General features: G+C 52.1%; 21 protein-coding genes and 1 pseudogene. 9 read left to right on the plus strand and 13 right to left on the minus strand.

Going from position 1 to position 21,672, the window contains the following annotated elements; translation table 11 throughout:
- Positions 1-141: 141 nt before the first annotated feature.
- Positions 142-747, minus strand: coding sequence for an NAD(P)H-dependent oxidoreductase (locus ATY27_RS03740; RefSeq protein WP_208931127.1), 606 nt, complete (start codon positions 745-747; stop codon positions 142-144).
- 275 nt (positions 748-1,022) lie between these two features.
- Between ATY27_RS03740 and ATY27_RS03745 the strand changes: the two genes are divergently transcribed.
- Both ATY27_RS03745 and ATY27_RS03750 read left to right on the plus strand, forming a co-directional pair.
- Positions 1,023-1,613 carry a sigma-70 family RNA polymerase sigma factor gene (locus ATY27_RS03745; protein WP_244151309.1) on the plus strand — a complete coding sequence of 197 codons (591 nt, stop codon included), beginning with the start codon at positions 1,023-1,025 and terminating at the stop codon, positions 1,611-1,613.
- The gene (locus ATY27_RS03750) at positions 1,597-2,280 is read left to right on the plus strand and encodes a ChrR family anti-sigma-E factor (protein WP_208931126.1); all 684 of its coding nucleotides are present in this window, start codon (positions 1,597-1,599) and stop codon (positions 2,278-2,280) included. Before ATY27_RS03745 ends, ATY27_RS03750 begins: the two co-directional genes overlap by 17 nt.
- Before the next feature lie 67 nt (positions 2,281-2,347).
- Here the strand turns inward: ATY27_RS03750 and ATY27_RS03755 are convergent, their stop codons facing one another.
- Complete coding sequence (locus ATY27_RS03755; protein WP_208931125.1) at positions 2,348-4,603, minus strand: aminotransferase class V-fold PLP-dependent enzyme; 2,256 nt, start codon at positions 4,601-4,603, stop codon at positions 2,348-2,350.
- Positions 4,604-4,778: 175 nt separating this feature from the next.
- Here ATY27_RS03755 and ATY27_RS03760 point away from each other — a divergent pair, with 175 nt between their 5' ends.
- Positions 4,779-4,994 (plus strand): hypothetical protein, encoded by a 216-nt coding sequence (locus tag ATY27_RS03760; protein ID WP_208931124.1) that lies wholly within the window; start codon positions 4,779-4,781, stop codon positions 4,992-4,994.
- A gap of 109 nt (positions 4,995-5,103) precedes the next feature.
- Here the strand turns inward: ATY27_RS03760 and ATY27_RS03765 are convergent.
- Positions 5,104-5,256, minus strand: a pseudogene (locus tag ATY27_RS03765) (IS5/IS1182 family transposase); the annotation flags it as partial.
- Positions 5,257-5,359: 103 nt separating this feature from the next.
- A complete protein-coding gene (gene fadR, locus ATY27_RS03770; protein WP_208931122.1) occupies positions 5,360-6,076 on the minus strand; it encodes a fatty acid metabolism transcriptional regulator FadR in 717 nt (238 codons plus the stop codon).
- Positions 6,077-6,259: 183 nt separating this feature from the next.
- Between fadR and dsbB the strand changes: the two genes are divergently transcribed.
- Positions 6,260-6,793 (plus strand): disulfide bond formation protein DsbB, encoded by a 534-nt coding sequence (dsbB, locus tag ATY27_RS03775; protein WP_208931121.1) that lies wholly within the window; start codon positions 6,260-6,262, stop codon positions 6,791-6,793.
- A gap of 59 nt (positions 6,794-6,852) precedes the next feature.
- On the opposite strand, the gene ATY27_RS03780 is transcribed toward dsbB, so the two are convergent.
- From ATY27_RS03780 to ATY27_RS03790, 3 genes are all read right to left on the minus strand, one after another.
- Positions 6,853-7,467 (minus strand): FKBP-type peptidyl-prolyl cis-trans isomerase, encoded by a 615-nt coding sequence (locus ATY27_RS03780; protein ID WP_208931120.1) that lies wholly within the window; start codon positions 7,465-7,467, stop codon positions 6,853-6,855.
- Between the two features lie 120 nt (positions 7,468-7,587).
- Positions 7,588-7,860 (minus strand): YfcL family protein, encoded by a 273-nt coding sequence (locus ATY27_RS03785; RefSeq protein ID WP_208931119.1) that lies wholly within the window; start codon positions 7,858-7,860, stop codon positions 7,588-7,590.
- Positions 7,860-8,990: an ATP-NAD kinase family protein gene (locus ATY27_RS03790; RefSeq protein ID WP_208931118.1), complete on the minus strand. Its 1,131-nt coding sequence runs from the start codon at positions 8,988-8,990 to the stop codon at positions 7,860-7,862. The genes ATY27_RS03785 and ATY27_RS03790 overlap by 1 nt, the downstream gene beginning before the upstream one ends.
- Positions 8,991-9,122: 132 nt before the next feature.
- On the opposite strand from ATY27_RS03790, the gene ATY27_RS03795 reads away from it, so the two are divergent.
- Positions 9,123-10,583, plus strand: a complete 1,461-nt coding sequence (locus tag ATY27_RS03795) for a coniferyl aldehyde dehydrogenase (protein ID WP_208931117.1) — start codon at positions 9,123-9,125, stop codon at positions 10,581-10,583.
- Here ATY27_RS03795 and ATY27_RS03800 read toward each other — a convergent pair.
- From ATY27_RS03800 to prmB, 3 genes are all read right to left on the minus strand, one after another.
- Complete coding sequence (locus ATY27_RS03800) at positions 10,509-11,678, minus strand: MFS transporter (protein ID WP_208931116.1); 1,170 nt, start codon at positions 11,676-11,678, stop codon at positions 10,509-10,511. The genes ATY27_RS03795 and ATY27_RS03800 overlap by 75 nt on opposite strands.
- A gap of 72 nt (positions 11,679-11,750) precedes the next feature.
- On the minus strand, positions 11,751-12,863 hold the full coding sequence (aroC, locus tag ATY27_RS03805) for a chorismate synthase (RefSeq protein WP_208931115.1): 1,113 nt from the start codon (positions 12,861-12,863) through the stop codon (positions 11,751-11,753).
- A gap of 3 nt (positions 12,864-12,866) precedes the next feature.
- On the minus strand, positions 12,867-13,817 hold the full coding sequence (prmB, locus tag ATY27_RS03810; protein WP_208931114.1) for a 50S ribosomal protein L3 N(5)-glutamine methyltransferase: 951 nt from the start codon (positions 13,815-13,817) through the stop codon (positions 12,867-12,869).
- A 34-nt stretch (positions 13,818-13,851) separates the two neighbouring features.
- Between prmB and smrB the strand changes: the two genes are divergently transcribed.
- The gene (gene smrB / locus ATY27_RS03815) at positions 13,852-14,382 is read left to right on the plus strand and encodes an endonuclease SmrB (protein ID WP_208931113.1); all 531 of its coding nucleotides are present in this window, start codon (positions 13,852-13,854) and stop codon (positions 14,380-14,382) included.
- A gap of 22 nt (positions 14,383-14,404) precedes the next feature.
- On the opposite strand, the gene sixA is transcribed toward smrB, so the two are convergent.
- Positions 14,405-14,893, minus strand: a complete 489-nt coding sequence (gene sixA, locus ATY27_RS03820; RefSeq protein WP_208931112.1) for a phosphohistidine phosphatase SixA — start codon at positions 14,891-14,893, stop codon at positions 14,405-14,407.
- Between the two features lie 172 nt (positions 14,894-15,065).
- Between sixA and ATY27_RS03825 the strand changes: the two genes are divergently transcribed.
- Together ATY27_RS03825 and ATY27_RS03830 are read left to right on the plus strand one after the other, a co-directional pair.
- Positions 15,066-17,840, plus strand: a complete 2,775-nt coding sequence (locus ATY27_RS03825) for an insulinase family protein (RefSeq protein ID WP_208931111.1) — start codon at positions 15,066-15,068, stop codon at positions 17,838-17,840.
- A gap of 55 nt (positions 17,841-17,895) precedes the next feature.
- Positions 17,896-20,139: a GGDEF and EAL domain-containing protein gene (locus tag ATY27_RS03830; RefSeq protein ID WP_244151308.1), complete on the plus strand. Its 2,244-nt coding sequence runs from the start codon at positions 17,896-17,898 to the stop codon at positions 20,137-20,139.
- Positions 20,140-20,226: 87 nt separating this feature from the next.
- On the opposite strand, the gene ATY27_RS03835 is transcribed toward ATY27_RS03830, so the two are convergent.
- Both ATY27_RS03835 and ATY27_RS03840 read right to left on the minus strand, forming a co-directional pair.
- Positions 20,227-20,385 (minus strand): hypothetical protein, encoded by a 159-nt coding sequence (locus ATY27_RS03835; RefSeq protein WP_208931110.1) that lies wholly within the window; start codon positions 20,383-20,385, stop codon positions 20,227-20,229.
- 39 nt (positions 20,386-20,424) lie between these two features.
- Positions 20,425-20,772 (minus strand): DUF413 domain-containing protein, encoded by a 348-nt coding sequence (locus tag ATY27_RS03840; protein WP_208931109.1) that lies wholly within the window; start codon positions 20,770-20,772, stop codon positions 20,425-20,427.
- A gap of 129 nt (positions 20,773-20,901) precedes the next feature.
- On the opposite strand from ATY27_RS03840, the gene ATY27_RS20055 reads away from it, so the two are divergent.
- Complete coding sequence (locus tag ATY27_RS20055; RefSeq protein ID WP_244151307.1) at positions 20,902-21,672, plus strand: LysR family transcriptional regulator; 771 nt, start codon at positions 20,902-20,904, stop codon at positions 21,670-21,672.

Here is a 21,672-nt window from a genome sequence, read left to right on the forward strand (position 1 = left end):
TGTGTAGCCAGACCTGAACTGAGATTGTGGACAGAGCCTGTTGTTATACAAAGCAAGCCAGCCAAATTCAATCTTCTGCGCCACAAATGCCAAAGACCGGGACCAAATGCCCGGCCTTTATAGCTGTTTATGCCATCAGGCTCAGGCGGCCAGGTCTGCCGTTAACGATTGGATCTGCGCACTGGCAGCAGACAGCGCCTGCGCCGCACTGTCAGGTCCCATGTTCAGGCCTTCTGCGTAGACAAAATGCAGGTCTTTCAGACCGATGAAGTTAAAGAAACTCTTCAGGAATGGGGTCTGTGAATCGGCTGGCAGGTCTTTGTAAATACCACCACGCGTCGCGAAAATCACCACCGGCTTATCAGCCAGCAATCCGACCGGGCCTTGCTCGGTGTATTTGAAAGTGATGCCGGCGCGGGCCAGACGGTCAAACCAGGCTTTTAACTGGCTTGGTACGCCGAAGTTGTACATCGGCACGCCTAATAAAATAACGTCCGCGGCCTGTACCTGAGCGATGGCGTTGTCGGATAAAGCTGCCAGTGCAGCTTGTTCCGGGCTGCGGCTGTCGGCTGGAGTCATCCAGGCGCCAATTTCACTCATCGCCAGATGTGGAAAACCATTGCTGACTAAGTCGAGATCATCCCGGCTGAAACCAGCCGGTAAGGCGCTGATAAACTGCTCAATCAGCTGATTTGATTTACCTTGCTCACCACTAACAGAACTTTGAACAACCAATACTTTTTTCATTTGCATATTCCTCGATGAATGTTGAAGCGGGTTTCAACGGATAAAACCAGCTTAAATCACATCTAATCGAAAATATATCGCATTAAAACGCACAAAATATTCGAATAAATAGAATACAATTATTGCAATACCGGCTGAACCAAGCCAAGCATTGACGCGTATAACCTGCACAACTCAGCGACCCGGAAGATTAAACAATGGATTTGATGATGACAGCAAGGCATCATGGCCCGGAACCTTCCACACCAGCAATCGTAACCGACAGGACATTGAATTTGGCGACGACTGAACCGGCAAGCCGTGACTTGGGCCAATGGGAACAAGCTCTGGCACTGGTAGCACTGACCCGCGACAAGCAGGCCTATCAGGAGCTGTTTGGCTATTTTGCTCCTCGGCTGCGCGCATTCGGCATCAAAATGTTCGGTAACGAACAGCAAGCGCTGGAAATGGTGCAGGACACCCTGCTGAATGTCTGGCAGAAGGCGGCATTGTTTGACCCGACCCGCGGCTGCGCCTCGACCTGGATATTTACCATCGCCCGTAACGTACGCTTCGATATGCTGCGTAAAAAGCAAAGCCGTAAAGATGACATCTCTGCCGATGATTTATGGGCTGACGGCGATTATCCTGAAGCTGAAGACCATCAGACGCAAAAGTGGGAGCTTTGGCTAATCACTGAAAAGCTGGCACCCCATTTTGCCGCACTGCCACCCGCACAGCGCACTGTGATGGAGAAAGTGTATCTCGAAGAGATGTCACATCAGGAAGTATCTGATTTGTTAGGCATTCCGCTGGGTACCGTGAAATCACGGATCCGTTTGGCATTGGACCGATTAAGAGAGGCGCTGGATGACTCAGAGCGTTAATCATCACCCGAGCATCAGCCTGCTTGAATTGTATTGTGATGGCAGTCTGAACGCTGAAGTAGCCCTGCTGGTGGCAACCCACTTGGATTATTGCCCACATTGTCAGCAGTTGCGGCATGATATTGAAACTGACCTGGGCGCGCAGCTGGCAGCATCGACTCCGGCATCACAGGACCTGCACAGCGCCGACTGGCTGGAAATGTTGAACAGTATTGTGGCGACACCACAACTACCGGTAGCAGCAGCACCCGCCCAATCGGTTGAACAACTGATTAGTATCGGTGGTTACCAGTTTGAGTTGCCGCGCAGTCTGCGCCGGGTTGCGTCAAAACGCAGCAAATGGCTCAGCATGGGCGGTATTGCAACAGCACGCCTGCCGTCGGGCGAACCACATCACGCGTCTTTATTGTTTATCGATAAACACACTGATGTGCCGTTGCATACGCATCAGGGCCTGGAAATGACGCTGGTGCTGGCCGGTGAAATGGTCGATGAAAACGGCCATTATGTACCGGGCGATTTGATTATCAATTCGCCGGATGACACACATAAACCGCGGAATATCAGCGATGAGCCTTGTTTGTGTTTGTCGGTGTTAAGCGCGCCACTGCAGTTCAAAGAAGGGCTGACCCGCTGGCTGAACCCGCTGCAACGTTTTTTTTATTAAGTGTCAGCCTTAAGCCAATAAAAAACCCGCATCTTGCGGGTTTTTTATTGTTGCAGCGCACAACGGCTTAACTTAACAGCGCCACGCCACCCTTGAGGTTATACACCTGCTCAAAGCCAAGCCGGTTCAGGATCTTTGCCGCCAATAAACTGCGGTTGCCGGAACGACAGACCAACAATAGTTGCTGAGATGGATGTAGCGCCCCACTCATCAATGCCCATGCCAGTTGCGACAACGGCCAGTGTTGTACCGCAGCGTTAGCTGGCAACAACGGCGCCAGTTCACCGGCGTTCTGCTCATGCGGCTCACGGACGTCAACAATTTGCAGTGTCGGATTACGCAACAATAGTGATGCAATTTCGGCAGGTCCAATCAGTGCCTTGGCATCAGAGTAACTGACTTCAACGATGCCACATTGATACTGGCTTTGTTGTTGTAACGCCATGGCCTGTTGTTGCAACGTTTGCCGCCACGACTCGGTCAGTGTGCCACTGCTGACCAAATCTGCCAGTCCGGGCACTTCCTGGCAGACCAATTGCCAGGTGGTGAAAAACCGCTGCGCATAATCGTGACTGGATAACAACAGCGTCTCGCCGTGCAGGACTGCCTTTAGCCGCTGCAGGCTGTGCACAAACGCCTGGCTGTCCGCACCCGCCAAATCAAGCCGGCCAAAGCCGCCTGGCAATAACAGATCACCAACAAAGGCGCCGAGGATCTGCTGGTGCTGATATAACAAATAGCTTTGACCATCGGGACTGTGCCCGGGCGTAGCCAAACGCTGCAACTGATAATCACCAATCTGCAGACTGTTGGTTGCCTGTGGCCAGCCAAGCAAGTCAGTGTCTGCTGGTAAAACGGGTTGTCCCAGAGCGCTTAACAGATCGAGCCGCACCGATGGGTGGTCCTGATGCTGATGCGTTTCCAGCACCGCTTTTAAATGTAAACCCTGCCCCTGCACCAAATTCACCAGCCGGTTCACCAGCGGTTCAACCGGATCTATGATCACGGCGTCCCGGCTGTGCGGGCAAACCAGTAAATAACTGCATAAATCTTCGTATTTAAACTGGCTTAAACCCGTTAAAGGCGCCGCGATTGTTGTTTGGGCATCACTGAGCACCAGGCAACAATTGCGTACAACCGGCACCAACCGGCGAATCGCAGCGCAGGCTGATGCCAGTTCAGTTGCGCTCATGGCCGGACCAAAGGATAACCGTACCGCTCCTTCACTGCGCCAGGACGCCAGTCCCATCGCATCGAGCACAAAACTGCCGGTTGCTTTAGAACTACAGGCTGATCCGGCACTAACGCGAATACTGCCGGCATCGAACAAGTCGAGAATGTCTTTACTCAAAAAACCTGGTACGGAGAAATTGATGGTTGTTGGCACGATATAAGGAACGTCACTATTCAACACCAGTTGCGGAAAAAGTTCGGTCAGCGCTGCCAATAGTTGCTGGCGATACTGCCACAACACCGTTTCGCTCTGAAACACCGAACCAGCCGGCTTTAACAACTCAGTAAAAATTGCATGCAGTGCCGCGATACCGGGCAGATTTTCAGTGCCGGAGCGTGCGCCGCTTTCCTGGCCGCCGCCGGCGATAAATGGCTGGTACGGCGTGTTCTGCCGCACATATAAAAAACCAATACCTTTCGGCGCATACAATTTGTGACCGCTGAACGGCGCGTAATCAATGCTGGTATTGGCAATATCTAAAGTCATTTTACCAAGCGCCTGCACACAATCGACCATCCAGCGCACTTGAGGATTCACCGCACGGATCAGTTGCTCAAGTTTCGATAAGTCTTGTTTCACGCCGGTTTCATTGTTAGCCGCCATGGTGCAAACCATCGCCGCTTTGGGCAGCAACAACGCCAATGCCTGCTCGTCGAGGATGCCGTGGCTGTCGACAGGGATCGCTTGTACTGTCGCGCCAAGCTGCAATACCTGATTCCAGTGTTTCAGACTTTCCGGCACCGCTTTGTGTTCGGTCGCACCATACAGTAACAAGGTATCAGGACCGCTCAGACCCCGACAGCGCGCATCAAGCAGCGCCGACACAATCGACGTCTGAATGCCTTCAGTCGCGCCAGAGGTAAACACAATTTGTCCGCTGCTGGCACCAATCACCTGACGCGCCAGCTGCCGGGTCAGCTCCAGCTCAACTTTGGCTTTAATACCGGTGCTATGGCTGCTGCTGGGATTACCAAAACAGGTCTGCATGTGATGCAACACCGCTTGGGCAGCACAAGGTAGCACCGCCGTTGTCGCATTGTTATCCAGATAAACTTCCGCCTGACAGCGGCTATCGCGATGTTGCAACATGATGTGACCTATATAACCAGATGGAATATCTTATATTCGATAATGATATGAAGTTCAGCCATGACTGACAAGACATTATTGGCCCGACAAGTGCGGATTGCTATGCATCGCCCGAAATCACTACTACAGCCACAGTAAAGCGTTGGCAAGCGTTGGAAGTAAGTCCTGTGTGCCAATGAGAATTGCTGCAGCATTGCTCCCAGTGATGTGGAGCAAAGGACGTTCATCGCTGGACACAAAAAAAACGCCGCATAAAGCGGCGTTTCAGATTAATGACAAACCCCAGTTTTCTGGGGTTTGTGCTTTTCAGGAGTGGTGCATTCTCCGTCAGTGGTCATGGCTTAATAATGAGTTGTGGGTTGTTGAATTTGATTGGGCTGGTGTTGAATGAGCCGGCATTTGGCTTGGTTGATAGGGATTTAGGCTTGAGACTGGCTCAGGCGGCCAGCAGTAACGCCATTTTCTTGATGTTTTGCGCAGCACCCGCCAGCAGACATTNCATTGTCTTTACAATACAAATCAGCGACTTCAGCACGGATAAATTCAAAATCTATGGTGGTATCGATTTTACGAACCAGATGGTTTTGTGGCACCAGCTGTTCCAGTGTCACCATTTCAAGCTGATGTTGTTGCGGGGAGATATCTCTGAGCATGAGGGCAGCTCCTGTTTGGACTCCCTCTATTAGATCAAAGGCCTGGATCTACGTCCAGGCCTTTGTCAGCAGTCTGAAACGCCGCATAAAGCGGCGTTTGGCATTATTCGACCAGATCTTTAGGAATGTCCGGACGTAATGCGGACCAGACTTTGCCGGATTCTTTCCCATATTTGCGCACAGCAAATACTACTTCATCGTGTTTGCCGGCTTCTGCGTACAGTTTCAGCTGATGATAATAACGCCGTGCCAGTTCACGTGATTCCGGCTGTGAAAAGTAAAAGGTGGCGATTCGGCGGTATAAGCCACGGAAGCCATTCAGGATCAGCACATAAATCCGGTTCGCTGAATGCAGAGCCAGTTCGTGATTCAGGTTGTAATCGAAATCGGCAAAAGCTTCAGGCGTGTCTTCGAGCTGTTCAGCACCGGCAAAAGCAGCCGCGGCTTCCGCCTGATGGTTTTTAATCGCGCCGCGGATATAAATGGCGCTGATATTGGTACGGGCAGATAACAATTCATCGACCAGTTCCGGCATGCGATCCTGATCCAGCCGGGCCAGCGTCTCAAGAATATTCAGACCTGAGGTTTCCCAGAAATTATTCACCCGGGTCGGTTTGCCATGCTGAATCGTCAGCCAGCCATCCCGCGCCAGACGCTGCAATACTTCCCGTAACGTCGTCCGGGTGACGCCGATCAGCTCAGACAGCTCGCGTTCAGCTGGCAAAATGGAACCAGGCGCAAACTTGCCGTTCCAGATCGATTCAACGATATATTCTTCAGCGAAGCCTGCAGGGCTCTGGGCTTTGATCAGATTTGTCATCCGGATTTGTCCGTTATAGTTGTAATGAATGGAAAATTGGCACTGATTGTACCAGAGGCGATTCAGTTAACAAGCCATGGGCAGAAAATTGCAATCACAGCCAAGGACGCAGAGGTTGTGTTCAAAAGCGATTTGCCTTAGATTGTGCGCTGGAAATAAGTCCTTCTGGATAAAGGAAATCAGATGTTTGCCGCTGTTTCACGCTTGCCTTTTAAAGCCTGGCCCTGGCTACTGATGTCGGCATTAGCCGGCGCCTTGTTGATTACTGCATTGTATTTTCAATACATGATGGGGCTGGCACCCTGCATGATGTGTGTTTATCAACGTTTTGCGATTGTCGGCATTTTACTCAGCGGACTGGTTGGCGCCTTTGGTTGCCAATACTCATTTGTGCGCTGGCTGGCGTACGCGGGATGGCTGCTGAGTAGTGGCTGGGGTTTAAAAATCGCTCATGACCAGGTGTTAGAAGAGCAACTGGTGCAAAGTGGCGGCTTTTCCAGCTGCAGTATTTTCCCGGATTTCCCGGCCTGGTTACCACTGCACGAATGGATCCCAGAGGTATTTAAACCAACCGGCATGTGCGGTGAAGTCCTGTGGACTTTCCTCGGTTATTCGATGCCATTCTGGATGCGCATCACTTTTGCACTGTTTTTTATCGCCGGCCTGGTGGTGATCGCCAGCCAGCTGAAAAAACATAAATACAATCCGTACGATTAGACCGTTTGCTATTTGCCATAAAAAAACCGCCTGCTGGCGGTTTTTTATGGCAATGGAAATTACAGGATTTCCAGCAACTCTACATCAAAAATCAGCGCGCTGTATGGCTTGATTGCACCACCGGCACCACGCTCGCCATAGGCCAGGTTGTGTGGGATATACAGACGGTATTTCGCGCCAACCGGCATCAGTTGCAGCGCTTCGGTCCAACCGGCGATGACGCCTGATACCGGGAACTCTGCTGGCTGACCGCGATTATAAGAACTGTCAAATACAGTGCCATCGATCAGCGTGCCATGGTAATGCGTACGGACTTTGTCGGCTCGCGTTGGTTTTGCACCTGAACCGGCGTTCAGCACTTCGTATTGTAAACCAGACTCGGTCACAACGATGCCGGCTTTGGTCGCGTTTTCTGCAAGAAATGCTTCGCCCACTGCGGCGGCAACCTGCGCCTTGGCAGATTCAGCTTCTTGCATCCGGCCACTGATCACCTGAAATGCAGCACGGATCTGATCTTCACTAACTTCCGGCTCATCACCGTAGAATGCCGCAGCAAGACCTGCAGCAACGGCTGCGATATCAAGGCCATCAAACGGATTGTCGGCCAGTTGTTGGCCCATTTGCAGGCCGATGCCATAACTGGCATGTTGTTCTAAAGTAGTCAGATCTGACATAAGGTTCACTTATTGTTGAGGCGGACTGGCCGATTTTTTGGCGTGATCCGCAGGGTTCAAGGCAGCTACTGCCGCCAGAAAAAACGGTATGCTAACGTAATCAACTGCAGTTGTCTTGCCTCAGGCTGACAAATGCCGCCAGATCTGCTGCACCAGTGCAGCATCTGCGTCATTAAGCTCACCTGCGGCGATCGCACTGTGCAGACTATCCTCGACGGCCAATACAATCTGACTGACGCTAAAAGGCTGGTCTTCCAGCTGCAAACGGCCGACGGCTAAATCAACATGCCCACGTAAATAGCCTTGAGCAAATAATTCATCGTCACTGGCGGTCGCCACTGCGTCATCAAAAAAAGCCGCACAACGGCTGATAAAATCGACTGTCTGTTGCATTAGTCTTCGGCCCCCAGCCGGTACATCACATAATCGTTATAACCACACAGCACACGCACCATGCCACTGAGTTGTTGATCCAGCACCGCATCGCCGGAGTCGCTGATCAGCGGCCGGCCATCAAGCTGCTGAATTTTGCTTTTGGTGGCAAGCAGCCGGATGTTATTGCGTCCGACCGCCCGGATCACAGCCGGTGACAGCTGCTGATTGCCCCGGCCAAATATATGCCCCTGCCCGCCAATCAGCGTGATCACCAGCTGCGCAGGCACATCTGTTACCAGCTCCAGCAGCTGCGCGGCGGTGACATCTGCAGCGATCACAGCGCCATTCTCAACCACATCAACACCCAACAAAGTATTGGGTAAACCCAGTTCCTGCATGACGGCCGCAACAGTGGAGCCGGATCCCATCACATAACGAACATCAGGTTCCATTTGCGCGACAAAAAATGCGGCCAAATCATCCAGTACCAGTTCTTCCGATTCTTTGCCCGCCGTTTTGACACTTTGTACATAACGCAGCGCCGTCGGAATTTGCATCTCGCCGTAGCGTTTCGCCCGCACCGTACCCTGGCGAAACGCGACTTCGTCGATATCCATCACCAGTGCATCCTGCACTGACAACAGTTCTCCACGCACCATTTGCGCGACGACTTTCCCGGCCGCTGCAGGCGTGATGGCATAAACACCCGAGTGGATTTTACAGCCGGCCGGAATGCCAAGAACGGTCGTGCTATCGCCAATGGCGTGACAGATATTCCTTGCTGTGCCATCGCCACCGGCAAACAGCAGCAGATCAACGCCAGCTTGTGCTAACAACTGCGCCGCCTGTTCGCTGTCCTGAGCGGTCGACGGTTCCTGCGCAGCCTGACATAACACCTCAGTGTCAAAACCAAGTGCCAGCGCCACAGCTTCGCCCATCGCGCCAGCTACCGTTTTAATCCGGATCTGTGCCTGCCACGGCAATAATTCCTCTAGCGCCAATCGGGCGCGTTGCTGCGCCATTGGCACTGCACCCCGTGCTAAGGCTTCTGCAGCAACATCGTCACTGCCCTTGAGCGCGACTGCGCCACCTAAACCGGCGTAAGGATTGACGATTAAACCGAGTCGAAATATCGGTAACCTATCCATCAGGCTCCCCTGTTCAGCCAAAAAAATGCGGCATTGTAACGTTGGCTGGGAAGCTTGCCCAGCATCTGATTGAGTTTGTTGCTGCGCTCCAGTAGATTAGAGAATATTCGTTTATTGGCCGGACCAGTCCTGATGTTACTTGAGACCCAATTCGCGCAACTGCGCAAAAGTTTTTATCACGATCCAAGCCCTGCGTATGCAGCAAGAAAACTCTGTCTGAAAACATTGCGAATCCAGCTACTGGCTGCTCAGGCTGAGCTGTATCGGGCGGCTGCGGCCGATTTCGGTCAACGCAGCGCCTCTGAGACACGTCTGCTCGAAGTATTGCCCAGTATCAACAGTATCGATTACAGCCTGCGCCGGCTAAAAGGCTGGATGAAGCCACAACGGCGCCATGTCGGCATGCTGTTCTGGCCGGCCAGCAACCACGTGGAATACCAGCCACTGGGAGTGGTCGGCATTATAGTGCCGTGGAATTATCCGATATTTCTGGCGTTGGGTCCTTTGGTAGCCGCGATCAGTGCGGGCAATAAAGTGATGCTGAAATTGTCCGAATTTACGCCAGAAATCAATAAAGTCTTGCGACAAATCTGTCAGACGGCATTGGCTGGGCATGTGGTGGTGATTGAAGGCGATGCCACGGTGGCCGCCGAATTCAGCCAGTTACCATTTGACCACCTGCTGTTTACCGGCTCCACTGCGGTTGGTCGTCATGTGATGCAGGCGGCGGCACAGCATCTGACGCCTGTGACACTGGAACTAGGCGGGAAGTCGCCGGTATTGATCGGGCCGGACATCCACTTTTATGACTATGCCGATCGGGTAATTTTTGGTAAATGTGCCAATGGCGGCCAGACTTGCGTGGCACCGGATTACCTGCTGGTTCCGGCTGGCAAAGAACAACGGGCTGCCGAAAAGTTACGCGCACACTATCAGCAGATGTACCCACAAGGCTGCCAAAGTGCGGACTGGACTTCAGTGATTAATCCCCGCCAATGGCAACGCCTGCAACAAGGTTTGCAAGATGCTGCAGCTGCCGGTGCCCAGATCATTTCCTGTGGGCAGCCAGTGAATGCCGATGATCCGCTGCGCCGGATGGACTTGCAGCTAGTCCTCAATGCCCCCCTCGATACACCATTATGGCAGCAGGAGATCTTTGGCCCAGTACTGCCAATTTATGGCTATCGCAGTACCAAAGAAGCGATTGAATTTATCCGGGCACGGCCCCGGCCGTTGGCGTTTTACCTGTTTAGTCAGGACAAAGAGTTGCAACAACGCTGCCGCGAGCAAATTCATGCCGGCGGTGTTTGTATTAACGATACGCTGGTCCATGTTGGCCAGGACGATTTGCCATTTGGCGGCGTGGGTCCATCCGGCATGGGGCATTATCACGGCAAAGAAGGCTTTTTAACCTTCAGCCATGCCAAAGCAGTGCATCAAAAAGGCCGTTTCTCCAGCGGCATGTTTGGCTATCCACAGCGCCGGGCCAAGTTGCTCGACAAGGTGCTGGATTTTTGGTTAGGTTACCGCATCAGCGACGCCGAGCGGCCGGATGATACGCGGCAGGCCGAGCACCAGCAGAAAGGCAATTAAACATGCGCCGGCAGCCCAGCCAAAACTGAGCTGACTGCCGGCCCCATCCTGCCACGTCCAGCCAGCAATATATGCGCCAAGCGCGCCGCCACCACCATAAATCAACCCGGCATACAGCGCCTGACCTCGGCCACGTTGCGCTGGTGGGAAAAATTGCTGAATAAATTGCATAGCGCAGCTATGTGCCACCGCAAAACTGAATGCATGCAACAACATCGAAGCCGCCAGCACATAAGGCAAATGACCGAACCATCCCACAACGGCCCAGCGCAGCGCGGTCAGCAGATAACAGGCGCCAAGCAACAGCGTATAACTACGCTGGCCCAAAATTTTGCCGGCATAAAAAAACGCCACGACTTCAGCCGCCACCGCCAATGCAATCAACAGGCCTGAGGCTGTACCGCTATAGCCTAAATCCCGGCAATACAAGGTAAAAAAGCCATAAAACGGCGCAAAGCTCAACTGTAGCAAAAAGGCCGCGAACATAAATAACACAAAGGGCCGGTGCAGCCAAAGGGTGCGAAATTTTATCGCCACCTCGGTGCTGGCGGCCTTTAGCGAAAATGCCGGTAATTGCCACAGCGCCACCAACATCAACAACAAAAATAACAAGGCGCCACCGGGTAAAAAGCCCGGTCCCAGTTGTTCCAGCGCCATGCCACTGCCGACCACCAACAAAATGTAGCCGACACTGCCGCTGGAGCGCACTTTACTGTAGCGGCCGGTATCGTTATTCAGATAGTGAAAAGCTGCCGATTCCAGTTGTGGCAAAATCGCGGTCCAGCACAAGCTGTACAGCGCCAGCCCCAACAGCAACATGTTATAACCGGCATCGACAAAAGTACTGCACCAGCCGAATGCCGCCAATACAGCGCCAAGGCGCATCACGCCGACCGGATCACCCCTTTTGGCGGCCAGCAGACTCCACAGATTAGGGCCGACAATCCGCATTGCCGTCACTATGGCAAGCAAGGTACCAATTTGTTGCGAATTGAGACCCCGATGGTCGAGAAAAATACCGATATACGGCACAAACACGCCCAATACGGCAAAATATGCCAGATAGGCCAGACTGAGACTTTGAGTCGGTTGCATACTGTTCCTGAAGAGCATCAACGACAACGGCTGACAGAGCAGCCGTTGTATTGATTAAAATACACGCGGAGTCTATTCCGCCTGTTGCCGCGCAATGGCCGCGATATCTGGTGTACTGACCTGCACCTGATGATTCTGCGCATGATGACGCAGGAAATGGTCCATCAACACAATCGCCAGCATCGCTTCGGCAATAGGCACCGCACGGATCCCAACACAAGGGTCGTGCCGGCCTTTTGTCACCAGTTCCACCGGCTCGCCGCTGGTGTTAATGCTCTGGCCCGGAATACTGATACTGGACGTTGGCTTTAACGCCATACTGACGCGAATGTCCTGCCCGGATGAGATACCTCCCAGCACGCCACCGGCGTGATTGGCGGTGAAGCCTTGCGGCGTCAGCGCATCACGATGCGTCGAGCCTTGTTGTTCCACTACGGCAAAACCATCACCGATCTCCACCGCTTTCACTGCGTTGATGCTCATCATCGCATGCGCGATATCGGCATCCAGCCGGTCAAACACTGGTTCGCCCCAGCCTACCGGCACATTGCTGGCAACCACATTGACGCGGGCGCCAACCGAATCACCGGATTTTTTCAAATCGCGCATGAAGCTGTCGAGCGCCTCGATTTTGTCCGGATCCGGGCAGAAAAAGTCGTTTAGTGCCACCTGTGCCCAATCGAGCTTTTCCGCTTTGACCGGTCCTAACTGCGCTAAATAACCACGCACTTCGATACCAAACCGTTGTTTCAAATACTGTTTGGCAATAGCGCCGGCCGCAACCCGCACTGCGGTTTCCCGCGCTGAAGAACGACCACCGCCGCGATAATCGCGGATACCGTATTTATGATGGTAGGTATAATCGGCATGACCTGGCCGGAACAAATCTTTGATATTCGAATAGTCCTGCGAGCGCTGGTCGGTGTTTTCAATCAGCAGGCCAATCGAGGCTCCGGTAGTGACACCCTCAAATACGCCTGACAGGATCTTCACCACATCATCTTCACGACGCTGAGTGGTATAACGTGAAGTCCCAGGCTTGCGCCGGTCCAGATCTAGCTGAATAGCGTCGAGATCCAGCACCAGTCCAGGCGGACAACCATCAACGATACCGCCGATGGCCGGGCCATGGCTTTCGCCAAATGTGGTTAAACGAAACAACTCACCGATACTGTTGCCGGCCATGGCTTACTCCTTAAAAAAAGCCTGATATTGCTGTAACTGTGCTTTGGTCAGCGCAAACACACCATGGCCGCCATTTTCAAATTCAATCCAGTCAAACGGCACCTGTGGAAACCGCTCCGCCAGCGCGACCATGCTGTTACCGACTTCACAAATCAGCACGCCATCGTCATTCAGATGCGCGGCAGCGTCCGCCAGAATACGCCGTGTTAATTCCAGACCGTCGTCACCAGAGGCAAGGCCCAGCTCCGGTTCATGGCGGAATTCGTCCGGCAAATCCGCCATATCTTCGGCATCAACATAAGGTGGATTGGTGACAATTAAATCGTAAGTCTGGCCTGGGATTGCATCATAACCATCAGACAGGATTGGATAGACACGCTGATAAAGGCCGTGTTGGTCAATATTGATGTCTGCAACTGTTAAAGCATCTTCGCTGATATCAATCGCATCCACTTCAGCATCAGGCAGATAATGCGCACAGGCAATAGCGATACAACCGGAACCGGTACATAAATCGAGGATACGGCCTGGCGGATTGTGCGGGAACCAACGTGAAAATTGTTGTTTAATCAGCTCAGCGATCGGTGAGCGTGGTACCAGCACCCGCTCGTCAACAAAAAATGGCAGTTCGGCAAAATACGCATGTTGAGTCAGATATGCCGCCGGCACCCGGCGTTCAATCCGTTGTTGCACTAAAGCAGCAAACTGGCGTTTTTCGGTGCGGGTCAGCCGTGTCGTTAACAGCACAGGGTCGGCAATATGGGTCAAATGCAACGTGAATGCCATCAGCATACCGGCTTCATCCCACGGATTGTCGGTGCCATGACCAAAATACAGGTCCGCGGCATTAAACTGGCTGACGGCAAAACGCAGCCAGTCGTGAATACTATGTAAATCAGTGATCGCTTCGTCGATTAATTCCGCGGTCAGTGGTGAAGTTTGTGGTTCAGTCATTTCTTTAAGTGTGCTCTTTGGATAGACTTGCGCGATGCGAAAAACGCCCTCTTTAACCGATCAGGATATTCAGCTGTTCCGCGATGCGATCTCGGGTGCCCGCCCTATGGCGCAGGACAAGATAACGCTGACCCCGCCACGCAGCAAGAAAAAATCCGCCATCAAGACGTCTGAAAGTCAGCCGGCCGCCAGTTTATTCTATTTTTCTGATGAATACGAAGGTTATCAGTTTGATGGCGCTACGGTCAGCTATGTCCAGCCCGGTGAAGATTTGCATCTGGCAAAAAATTTAAAACGCGGCGAATTTCAGCCCGGCGTGGTGCTGGACTTACATGGACTGAGTCAGCAGGATGCCAAACATGAACTGGCAGGGCTATTGGATTATTGTCAGCAGGAACATCTGAACTGCGCTTGTGTGGTGCACGGCAAAGGCAGTGGTTTGTTAGCGCGGCGTGTACCGAACTGGCTTATTCAGCATCCAAATGTGCGGGCTTTTCACACGGCTCCGACCCATTGGGGCCGGGATGGCGCATTACTGGTGCTGTTAAAAACGCCGGATAAATAGCCGGCATCCACGTTGGAGCGGGTCAGGTCCGCAGCAGGCTTAAATCAGCCGGCGCAATTTTTTCCAGTAAGGTACCATGACCGCCGGTGCTGTAATCGATACAAGCTAACGACGCGGTGTCAAAGATTGGGGTGTTACCGGATTTTGTGAAGGTTTCGACCAGAAAACTGACCAGAGGCATGTGTGATACCAGCAGGATCCGTGCATCAGGTGTCTGGCTCAGCAATGCATCGACATACAACTGCACCTGATGGCAATCGCCATCGGGCACCAGCTCCGGTAAAGTCTGCAATTGCGTTGTGTTCCCTTGCTGTGCCAACATCAGCTTTGCGGTTTGTTGGGTTCGCACATAGGGGCTTGCCAGCACGTAATCAAACTGTGGGTAGACTGTAGTCAACCACTGTGCCATCTGACTGACTTCGGCTTCACCTCGTGCATTGAGTTGCCGTTGACTATCCTGACTGCTTTGCGCCACCGCTTCACCGTGTCGCATGATAACCAGATTGACCATTGTATACACCATCAACAACTTCGCGCCCAACGCGAAAAGAGTGCGCTATGATAATGAAAGTTCATTGCGACAGTAACTGATAATAAAGCATAGATTTAAGTCTTTATATTCCTTAATAGTATGATGAGCTGCCGTATAACTCGTCGCATTTAGCCTGACAATGAGGCCTGATTTGAAAAAAACGCAACTCGTACAAAGCCCAGCCGACCATCGCCGTTATCATGCATTGACCCTGAATAATGGTTTGCGGGTGCTTTTCGTTGAACAGGCAGATGCAGAAAAAAGCGCTGCGGCCATGTCGGTAAATGTAGGCCATTTCGACGATCCGGCTGATCGGGAAGGTTTGGCGCATTTCCTCGAGCACCTGGTATTTCTCGGTTCGCAGCAATTCCCGGAACCCGGAGACTACGCGCAGTTTATCAGCGCGCATGGCGGCAGCCACAATGCCTGGACCGGCACCGAACACAGCTGTTTTTATTTTGATATCGAAGATGACGCTTTTGCTGCGGGGCTTGAACGTTTTGCCGATATGCTCGGCGCGCCGCTGTTTGCCGAAGCGTCGGTGCAAAAAGAACGGCAAGCCATCGAGGCCGAATTTTCGATGAAGCTGAAGGACGATGGCCGGCGCATTTACCAGGCGCACAAAGAAACGATTAATCCGGACCACCCTTTTGCCAAGTTTTCGGTCGGTAACCTGCAAACGCTGGACGACCGGCCGCATCAAAGCGCACAACAAGCGGTACAACAGTTTTATCAGCAACAATATAGTGCCAGCCGTATGTGTCTGGTGCTGGTGTCGGCGTTTCCGATCGAACATCAGCAGGCGCTGGCAGAACAGTATTTTCAGCAACTACCGGCGCATTTGCCGGCTAAAACCGCTCTGACCGCCCCGCTGTACCAACGCGAACATCTGGGTATTCAGCTGAATATTCAGCCGCATAAACCCACGCAGCGACTGGTGCTTAGTTTTGCCTTGCCCGACATTCAACCCTGGTACCCATATAAGGTCGTCAGTTTTCTTGCACATATCATTGGCGACGAAGGCCCTGGCTCATTATTAAGCGGGTTGAAACAACAGGGACTGGTCAACGCACTGAGTGCCGGCGGCGGGATCGATGGCAGTAATTACAAAGACTTCACGCTGGCGTTTGAACTGACCCATGCCGGCATGGCACAACGCGACCTGATCCTGCAAAGCTGCTTTGCTTTTTTTGCGCTGTTACGCCAGCAACCATTTCCGCTGCAATTATTTCAGGAGCGGCAACGCCTGATCCAATGGAGCTTCACCTATCAGGAACCTCGCGCCAGTTTGCAACTGGCCAGCGACTTAGCGGTGAATCTGCAGCATTATCCGCAACACGATTATATTTTTGGTGATTATCGGATGGAAACGCCGTCCGAGTCACTGTACCGGCAGTTGCTGAGTTATTTCCGCGCCGACAATTTGCGTGTGATGCTGATCGCGCCAGAAGTCAGCGTCAGTCAGCAGGCACGCTGGTACCATACCCCATATAGTGTCGAGCCACTGTCCGCAGAATTACTGACAGGTCTGGCCGAACAACAACCGCTACCTGGATATCAGTTGCCCGCCCCCAATCCCTATCTGGTGGGTCAGTTGCAACTGATTACGCTGAATGCACATCAGACGCAGCCGGTACAACTGGTCAATTCAGCCGACTTGTCGTTGTGGTTTAAAGCCGACACTGACTTTCATTCGCCCAAAGGCCATATTTTCGTGCAGTTAACGCTGCCTAATACTGTGCAGAATTTGACGCAGCTGGCCTTAACCAAACTGTGGCTGGAGCTATTCCTCGATCGGATTAACGAGCAATTTTATCCGGCGACGACAGCGGGCCTGAGTTACAACCTCTATGTGCAGCAACATGGTCTGACCTTGCATAGCAGCGGCCTGTCTGCCAATCAAATCACATTATTACAGGATTTGCTGACCGAGCTGAGTGATTTCAGCTTTGCCGAAGATCGTTTTCTCGAACTGCAATTTCAGTTGGTCAGACATTGGCGTGGCCAAATTAGTGGCAAGCCAATCAGCCAGCTGTTCAGTCAATTGTCGTCATTATTACAACCTCTGAACCCCGAAACGCAGCAGCTGGCACAATTGCTCGAACAAAGCAGTTTTGCCGAGTTCAATACCTTTTGTCAGCAGATCATGCAGCAGGTGCATGTTGAGGCCTTCATGTTAGGTAACTGGCATCCGGCAGATGCCAGTCTGCTGGAAAAAATGCTACGCCAGTGGCAGCAGCAAATCGATTCACCGGGTCGTCGGCTGCCGCGGCAAAGTTACAGTACGCAAAACAGTGGGCCTGTCTGGCTGCAACAGCAGCTGCAGCATGACGACCAGGCACTGGTGATCTATCTGCCGGCCAAAGATCGCAGCGCGGCGTCGATGGCTAAATTTATGCTGGCGAATCACCTGATTTCACCGGAGTACTTTCACGCCCTGCGCACTGAACAACAATTAGGTTATCTGGTCGGGACCGGTTATGTGCCGATGAACCAAAAGCCGGGCATGGCGTTTTATGTGCAATCTCCTAAAACGGCTGCCGCTGATTTGTATTACGCCACAGTGATTTTTTACCGCAAGTTTCTGGAAGAACTGCCAGAGATCCCGTTGTCAGAGTTCGATCAGATTAAAACCAGCCTGATCGCGCAAATCCGCGAGCGTGATACCAGCCTGGCGAGCCGCGCGAAACGGTTGTGGCTGGCGATTGGTCAGGGTGATTATCAATGTTCGTTGTCACAACGGATCCAGGATGAACTGGCAGCTTTGAGTCTCAACGATTTTTGCGATTTTTGTTACACATTATTAGCGCCGGAATATGATGCAGTTTTTCTGGCGACCGGGCCGGCGCCAACGCATAGTCTGATGCGCAGTAAAACTACTGCCGAACTGGCGGCAGAGCTGGAGCTGCGGACAGATTGGCTTTGACAGTCCAGGAGATTTTCTATAAGTTACCCAAAATGCCCGAAAGCTGCGTAGATGTGTGAAAAATAATAATAAAAAACTGTCTCTGTTGTGTTTGCCGGCCTTTATTGCCATGCCGGCTTTTGCGGTAGATCTGGACCATGCAATGCCTTATGTGTTGTCATCGATCCTGTTATTTTCCTTTGGTGCGCTGTTATTGGCCCACCTATCTATTCTGAAAATGCGCCGTTACCAAAGCCGTCTGGAACAAAGTGAAGAACGGCTGCGGTTGTCTTTATGGGGCAGTGGCGACGAATTGTGGGACTGGAATATTGCCTCCGGCAGTTTGTATCGTTCGAGTTCCTGGCAGCACCCGGTTGAATTAAAACCAGAAACCAACCAGTTTCCGCCCAATCGGGAACAAATTCATCCGCGCGATATTGAACGCGTCACCGAACAGCTTTATCAACACCTTGCCGGTGAAACCCCGTATTTTGAAGCTGCGTACCGGCTCAGAGCATCCGACGGCGGCTGGGTCTGGGTGTTAGACCGCGGCAAAGTCGTGTCCACCGATGCTGAAGGCGTCGCGACCCGGATGACGGGGACGCTAAAGAATATCCAATTACTGAAGCAGACCGAAGAGCGGCTGGAATTGTTTGCCCGCTGCCTGGAAAATATCTCTGATGCCGTGGTGATCTGTGACACCAATTTTATCGTGTTGGAAGTTAACCACTCGTTCAGCACTATCACCGGAAAAAGTCGCGAACAGGTGATTAAAAAGCCCTTTGATTTGGCGATGTACCCAAGCCGGTTTGTTCAGGATATCGGGCACACGTTACAGACGACCGGTAGCTGGCAAGGCGAAGTACAGGACCAGCGCATCAATGGTGAGGTGTACCAGGCTGAGCTCAATTTTGACATAGTCCGCGACGATCACGGCGTGCTGACACAGTTTGTCGCAGTGTTCTCTGACATTTCTGAGCGCAAAAAACGCGAAGCCGAGTTAAGCCGGCTGGCGAATTCTGACACCCTGACGGGCCTGCCAAACCGGGCGATGTTTTCGGCCGAACTGGGCCGGCTGGTAGAGCGGGAAGTTAAACATGCCCTGCTGGTGTTTGACCTTGATAACTTTAAGAAGATCAACGATTCACTCGGCCACCAGCTGGGGGATTCGCTGTTAATTAAATTGGCTGAACGCCTCAGTCAGATGACGCGGCAAAAAGAACGGCTTTATCGGCTCGGTGGCGACGAATTTGCGATTCTGTTGGAAAACACCAACGACATTCATACAATCACTACCATGGCAAAAGAGCTGATTAAACAAATTAATCAGCCGTTTTTTATTAGTCAGCATGAGCTGGCCGTGACCAGCAGTATCGGCATTGTGTTATATCCGGAAGATGGCCGCGATCCCGAAGCGTTGCTGCGTAATGCCGATACAGCGATGTATCATGCTAAAAGCGATGGCGCGAACCGCTACCTGTTTTTTAATGACAGCATGAACAAACTGGCAGTCAAACGTTTGCAGCTGGAAAACCTGATCCGCCATGGCCTGAAAGAAGATTTCTTCACGGTGTACTATCAGCCGAAAATGGATATTCTCAGTGGTCAGCTGGTTGGCATGGAAGCGCTGGTCCGTTTTATCACACCCAAACGCGGTTTAATCAGTCCTGCTTCATTTATTCCGGTATCTGAAGAAACCGGTCAAATTGTCGAAATCGGTGAAGTTGTCTTGCGCAAAGCCTGCCTGGACGTGAAACGCTGGATAGATCAGGGCCTGTTTCATGGCCGCGTAGCAGTCAACCTGTCGGTCAAGCAGTTTATGTTGCCTTATTTGTGTGAACAGATAGACGATGTGCTGCAGCAGACCGAACTGCCCTCCTATCACCTCGAGCTCGAAATCACTGAAGGCACTGTGATGCAATCGCCCAAAATGGCGATTGATACGATGAAAAAACTGCGCGCCCGCGGTATCCATCTGGCGATGGACGATTTTGGTACTGGTTATTCATCGCTGGCGTATTTAAAGCAGTTCCCGCTCAATACACTGAAAATAGACAAAGCTTTTATTGACGACATGAATACAGCGCGCGGACGCAATATGGTGGATACCATCGTCACTATCGCGCACAACCTGAGTCTGACAGTAGTCGCCGAAGGGGTGGAACAAGCCGAGCAACTGGCGCAACTGAAGCAACTGCGCTGCGAAATCATTCAGGGCTATTTTTACAGCAAGCCGCTGTCTGCCGCCGATTTCACTCAGTTCCTGCTGGACCAGAAGCAGAATAAACCGCGTCTTGCCGCAGTGCCGGTCTCGATCTGAACCCATTGACCTGATGGCATTGATTGCGAAAATAAAAAAAGAGCCGGAAGGCTCTTTTTTATACAGTGCACAGGTTTTGATGCAACTTCAGTCGCGACGTGCGTCGGGATCTATGCCCTGACGGATTTTTTCCATCCGCTCCTGGTGATTCAGCCACATTTTCAGGCCACCAATCGCGATACCCGCCAGCGGGATTAAAAACACCAGCACAGCCGGGTTTAATAAGCTCTTCAAAAATCCGTCCACACAAAAATCCTTCTGCTGCGACCGGTTACTCCGGCTCTGTTAATCGTTGTCTGTTTCGACGTAAGAAAAATCGTCACTGCCATCGGCAATACGTTTCTTACCAAACACGGTATGAAACTTACGTTTTTCCTGAATACGCTGCTTGTATTTCAGCCAGGCCTTTTCATAGACAGTTTCCGCTTCGGCTTCACCGCGCATGACCTGTAAAAAGCGTTGCTCTTCTTCGTTCACCGGCTGGCGCTGGCCTTCCTCCAGCTCCTGCATCGATGCACCGTGCTTCTCCAGCAGATTGCCCTCTGCTAACGTGAAGCGCCCTGACCGGGTAAACCCTTTCGGGAAGTTGCGGTCATCAAAAAAGCGACGTTTAGCCACAAAACTTTGCTGCATCACTTTTTTCCCCTGATCTCGTTGAATCTAAAGCTATCCCAATTAAACTGTGCGGAGTATGGTAAACAAAATTCCGCACGTAAAACAAATGTTTTTCATCGTGACCATAAAATATAATAAGGTTAATGCTTGGACACCGAACTACTGAAAACCTTCCTGGAAGTACAAAAAACCCGTCATTTTGGCAAAGCCGCAGACAATCTGTATTTAACTCAGTCCGCTGTCAGCTTTCGCATCCGGCAACTGGAGCAAAGTCTGGGGGTGGCATTGTTCAGTCGCCACCGTAATAACATCCAGTTGACCGAAGCCGGCGAACTGCTGTTACCCCATGCCGAAGCCGTGATCAGCGCACTACAGGCTGCCAGGACGCAATTACAGCAACAAAGCAGCCTGCCACAGCGATTGACCGTGGCGGTCGAACCGGGCTTGCAATATCTCGCCGCTGAATTACTGGAAGCCTTAGTGGTGAATATTGAGACTGCAGTGCATTTACAGGTACTTGATGCCACGACCGCCTGTAACAGGCAGTCTGACGTGGTGCTCTGTGCAAGCCAGGACAGCATTACAGATCCCGCATATAAAACAGTCCTGTGGCGCACGATAGTGCTGACTGCTGTGGGCCCGGCTGGCAGTACAGCACAGGCCGAAGGCCGGCTGGATTGGGTGGGTCGGTTACCGCAGCTCAGTAAAGCACCGTTGGCATTTTGCTGCAGCGATCCGAGGTTACTACGCCAATGGCTGGCGCGTAGTAATGGCACGGCATTTTTACCACAAGCACTGGCACAGGATCTGTGTCATACCGGCTTATATCAGCTGCTGGCGATGCCGGAGCAACAGATCAACGTGCAGTTATGGCTGCGGGACGGCGCACCGATCCGCTGGCAGGACCAACTGGTGTGA

The organism is Rheinheimera sp. F8 (assembly GCF_001518915.1).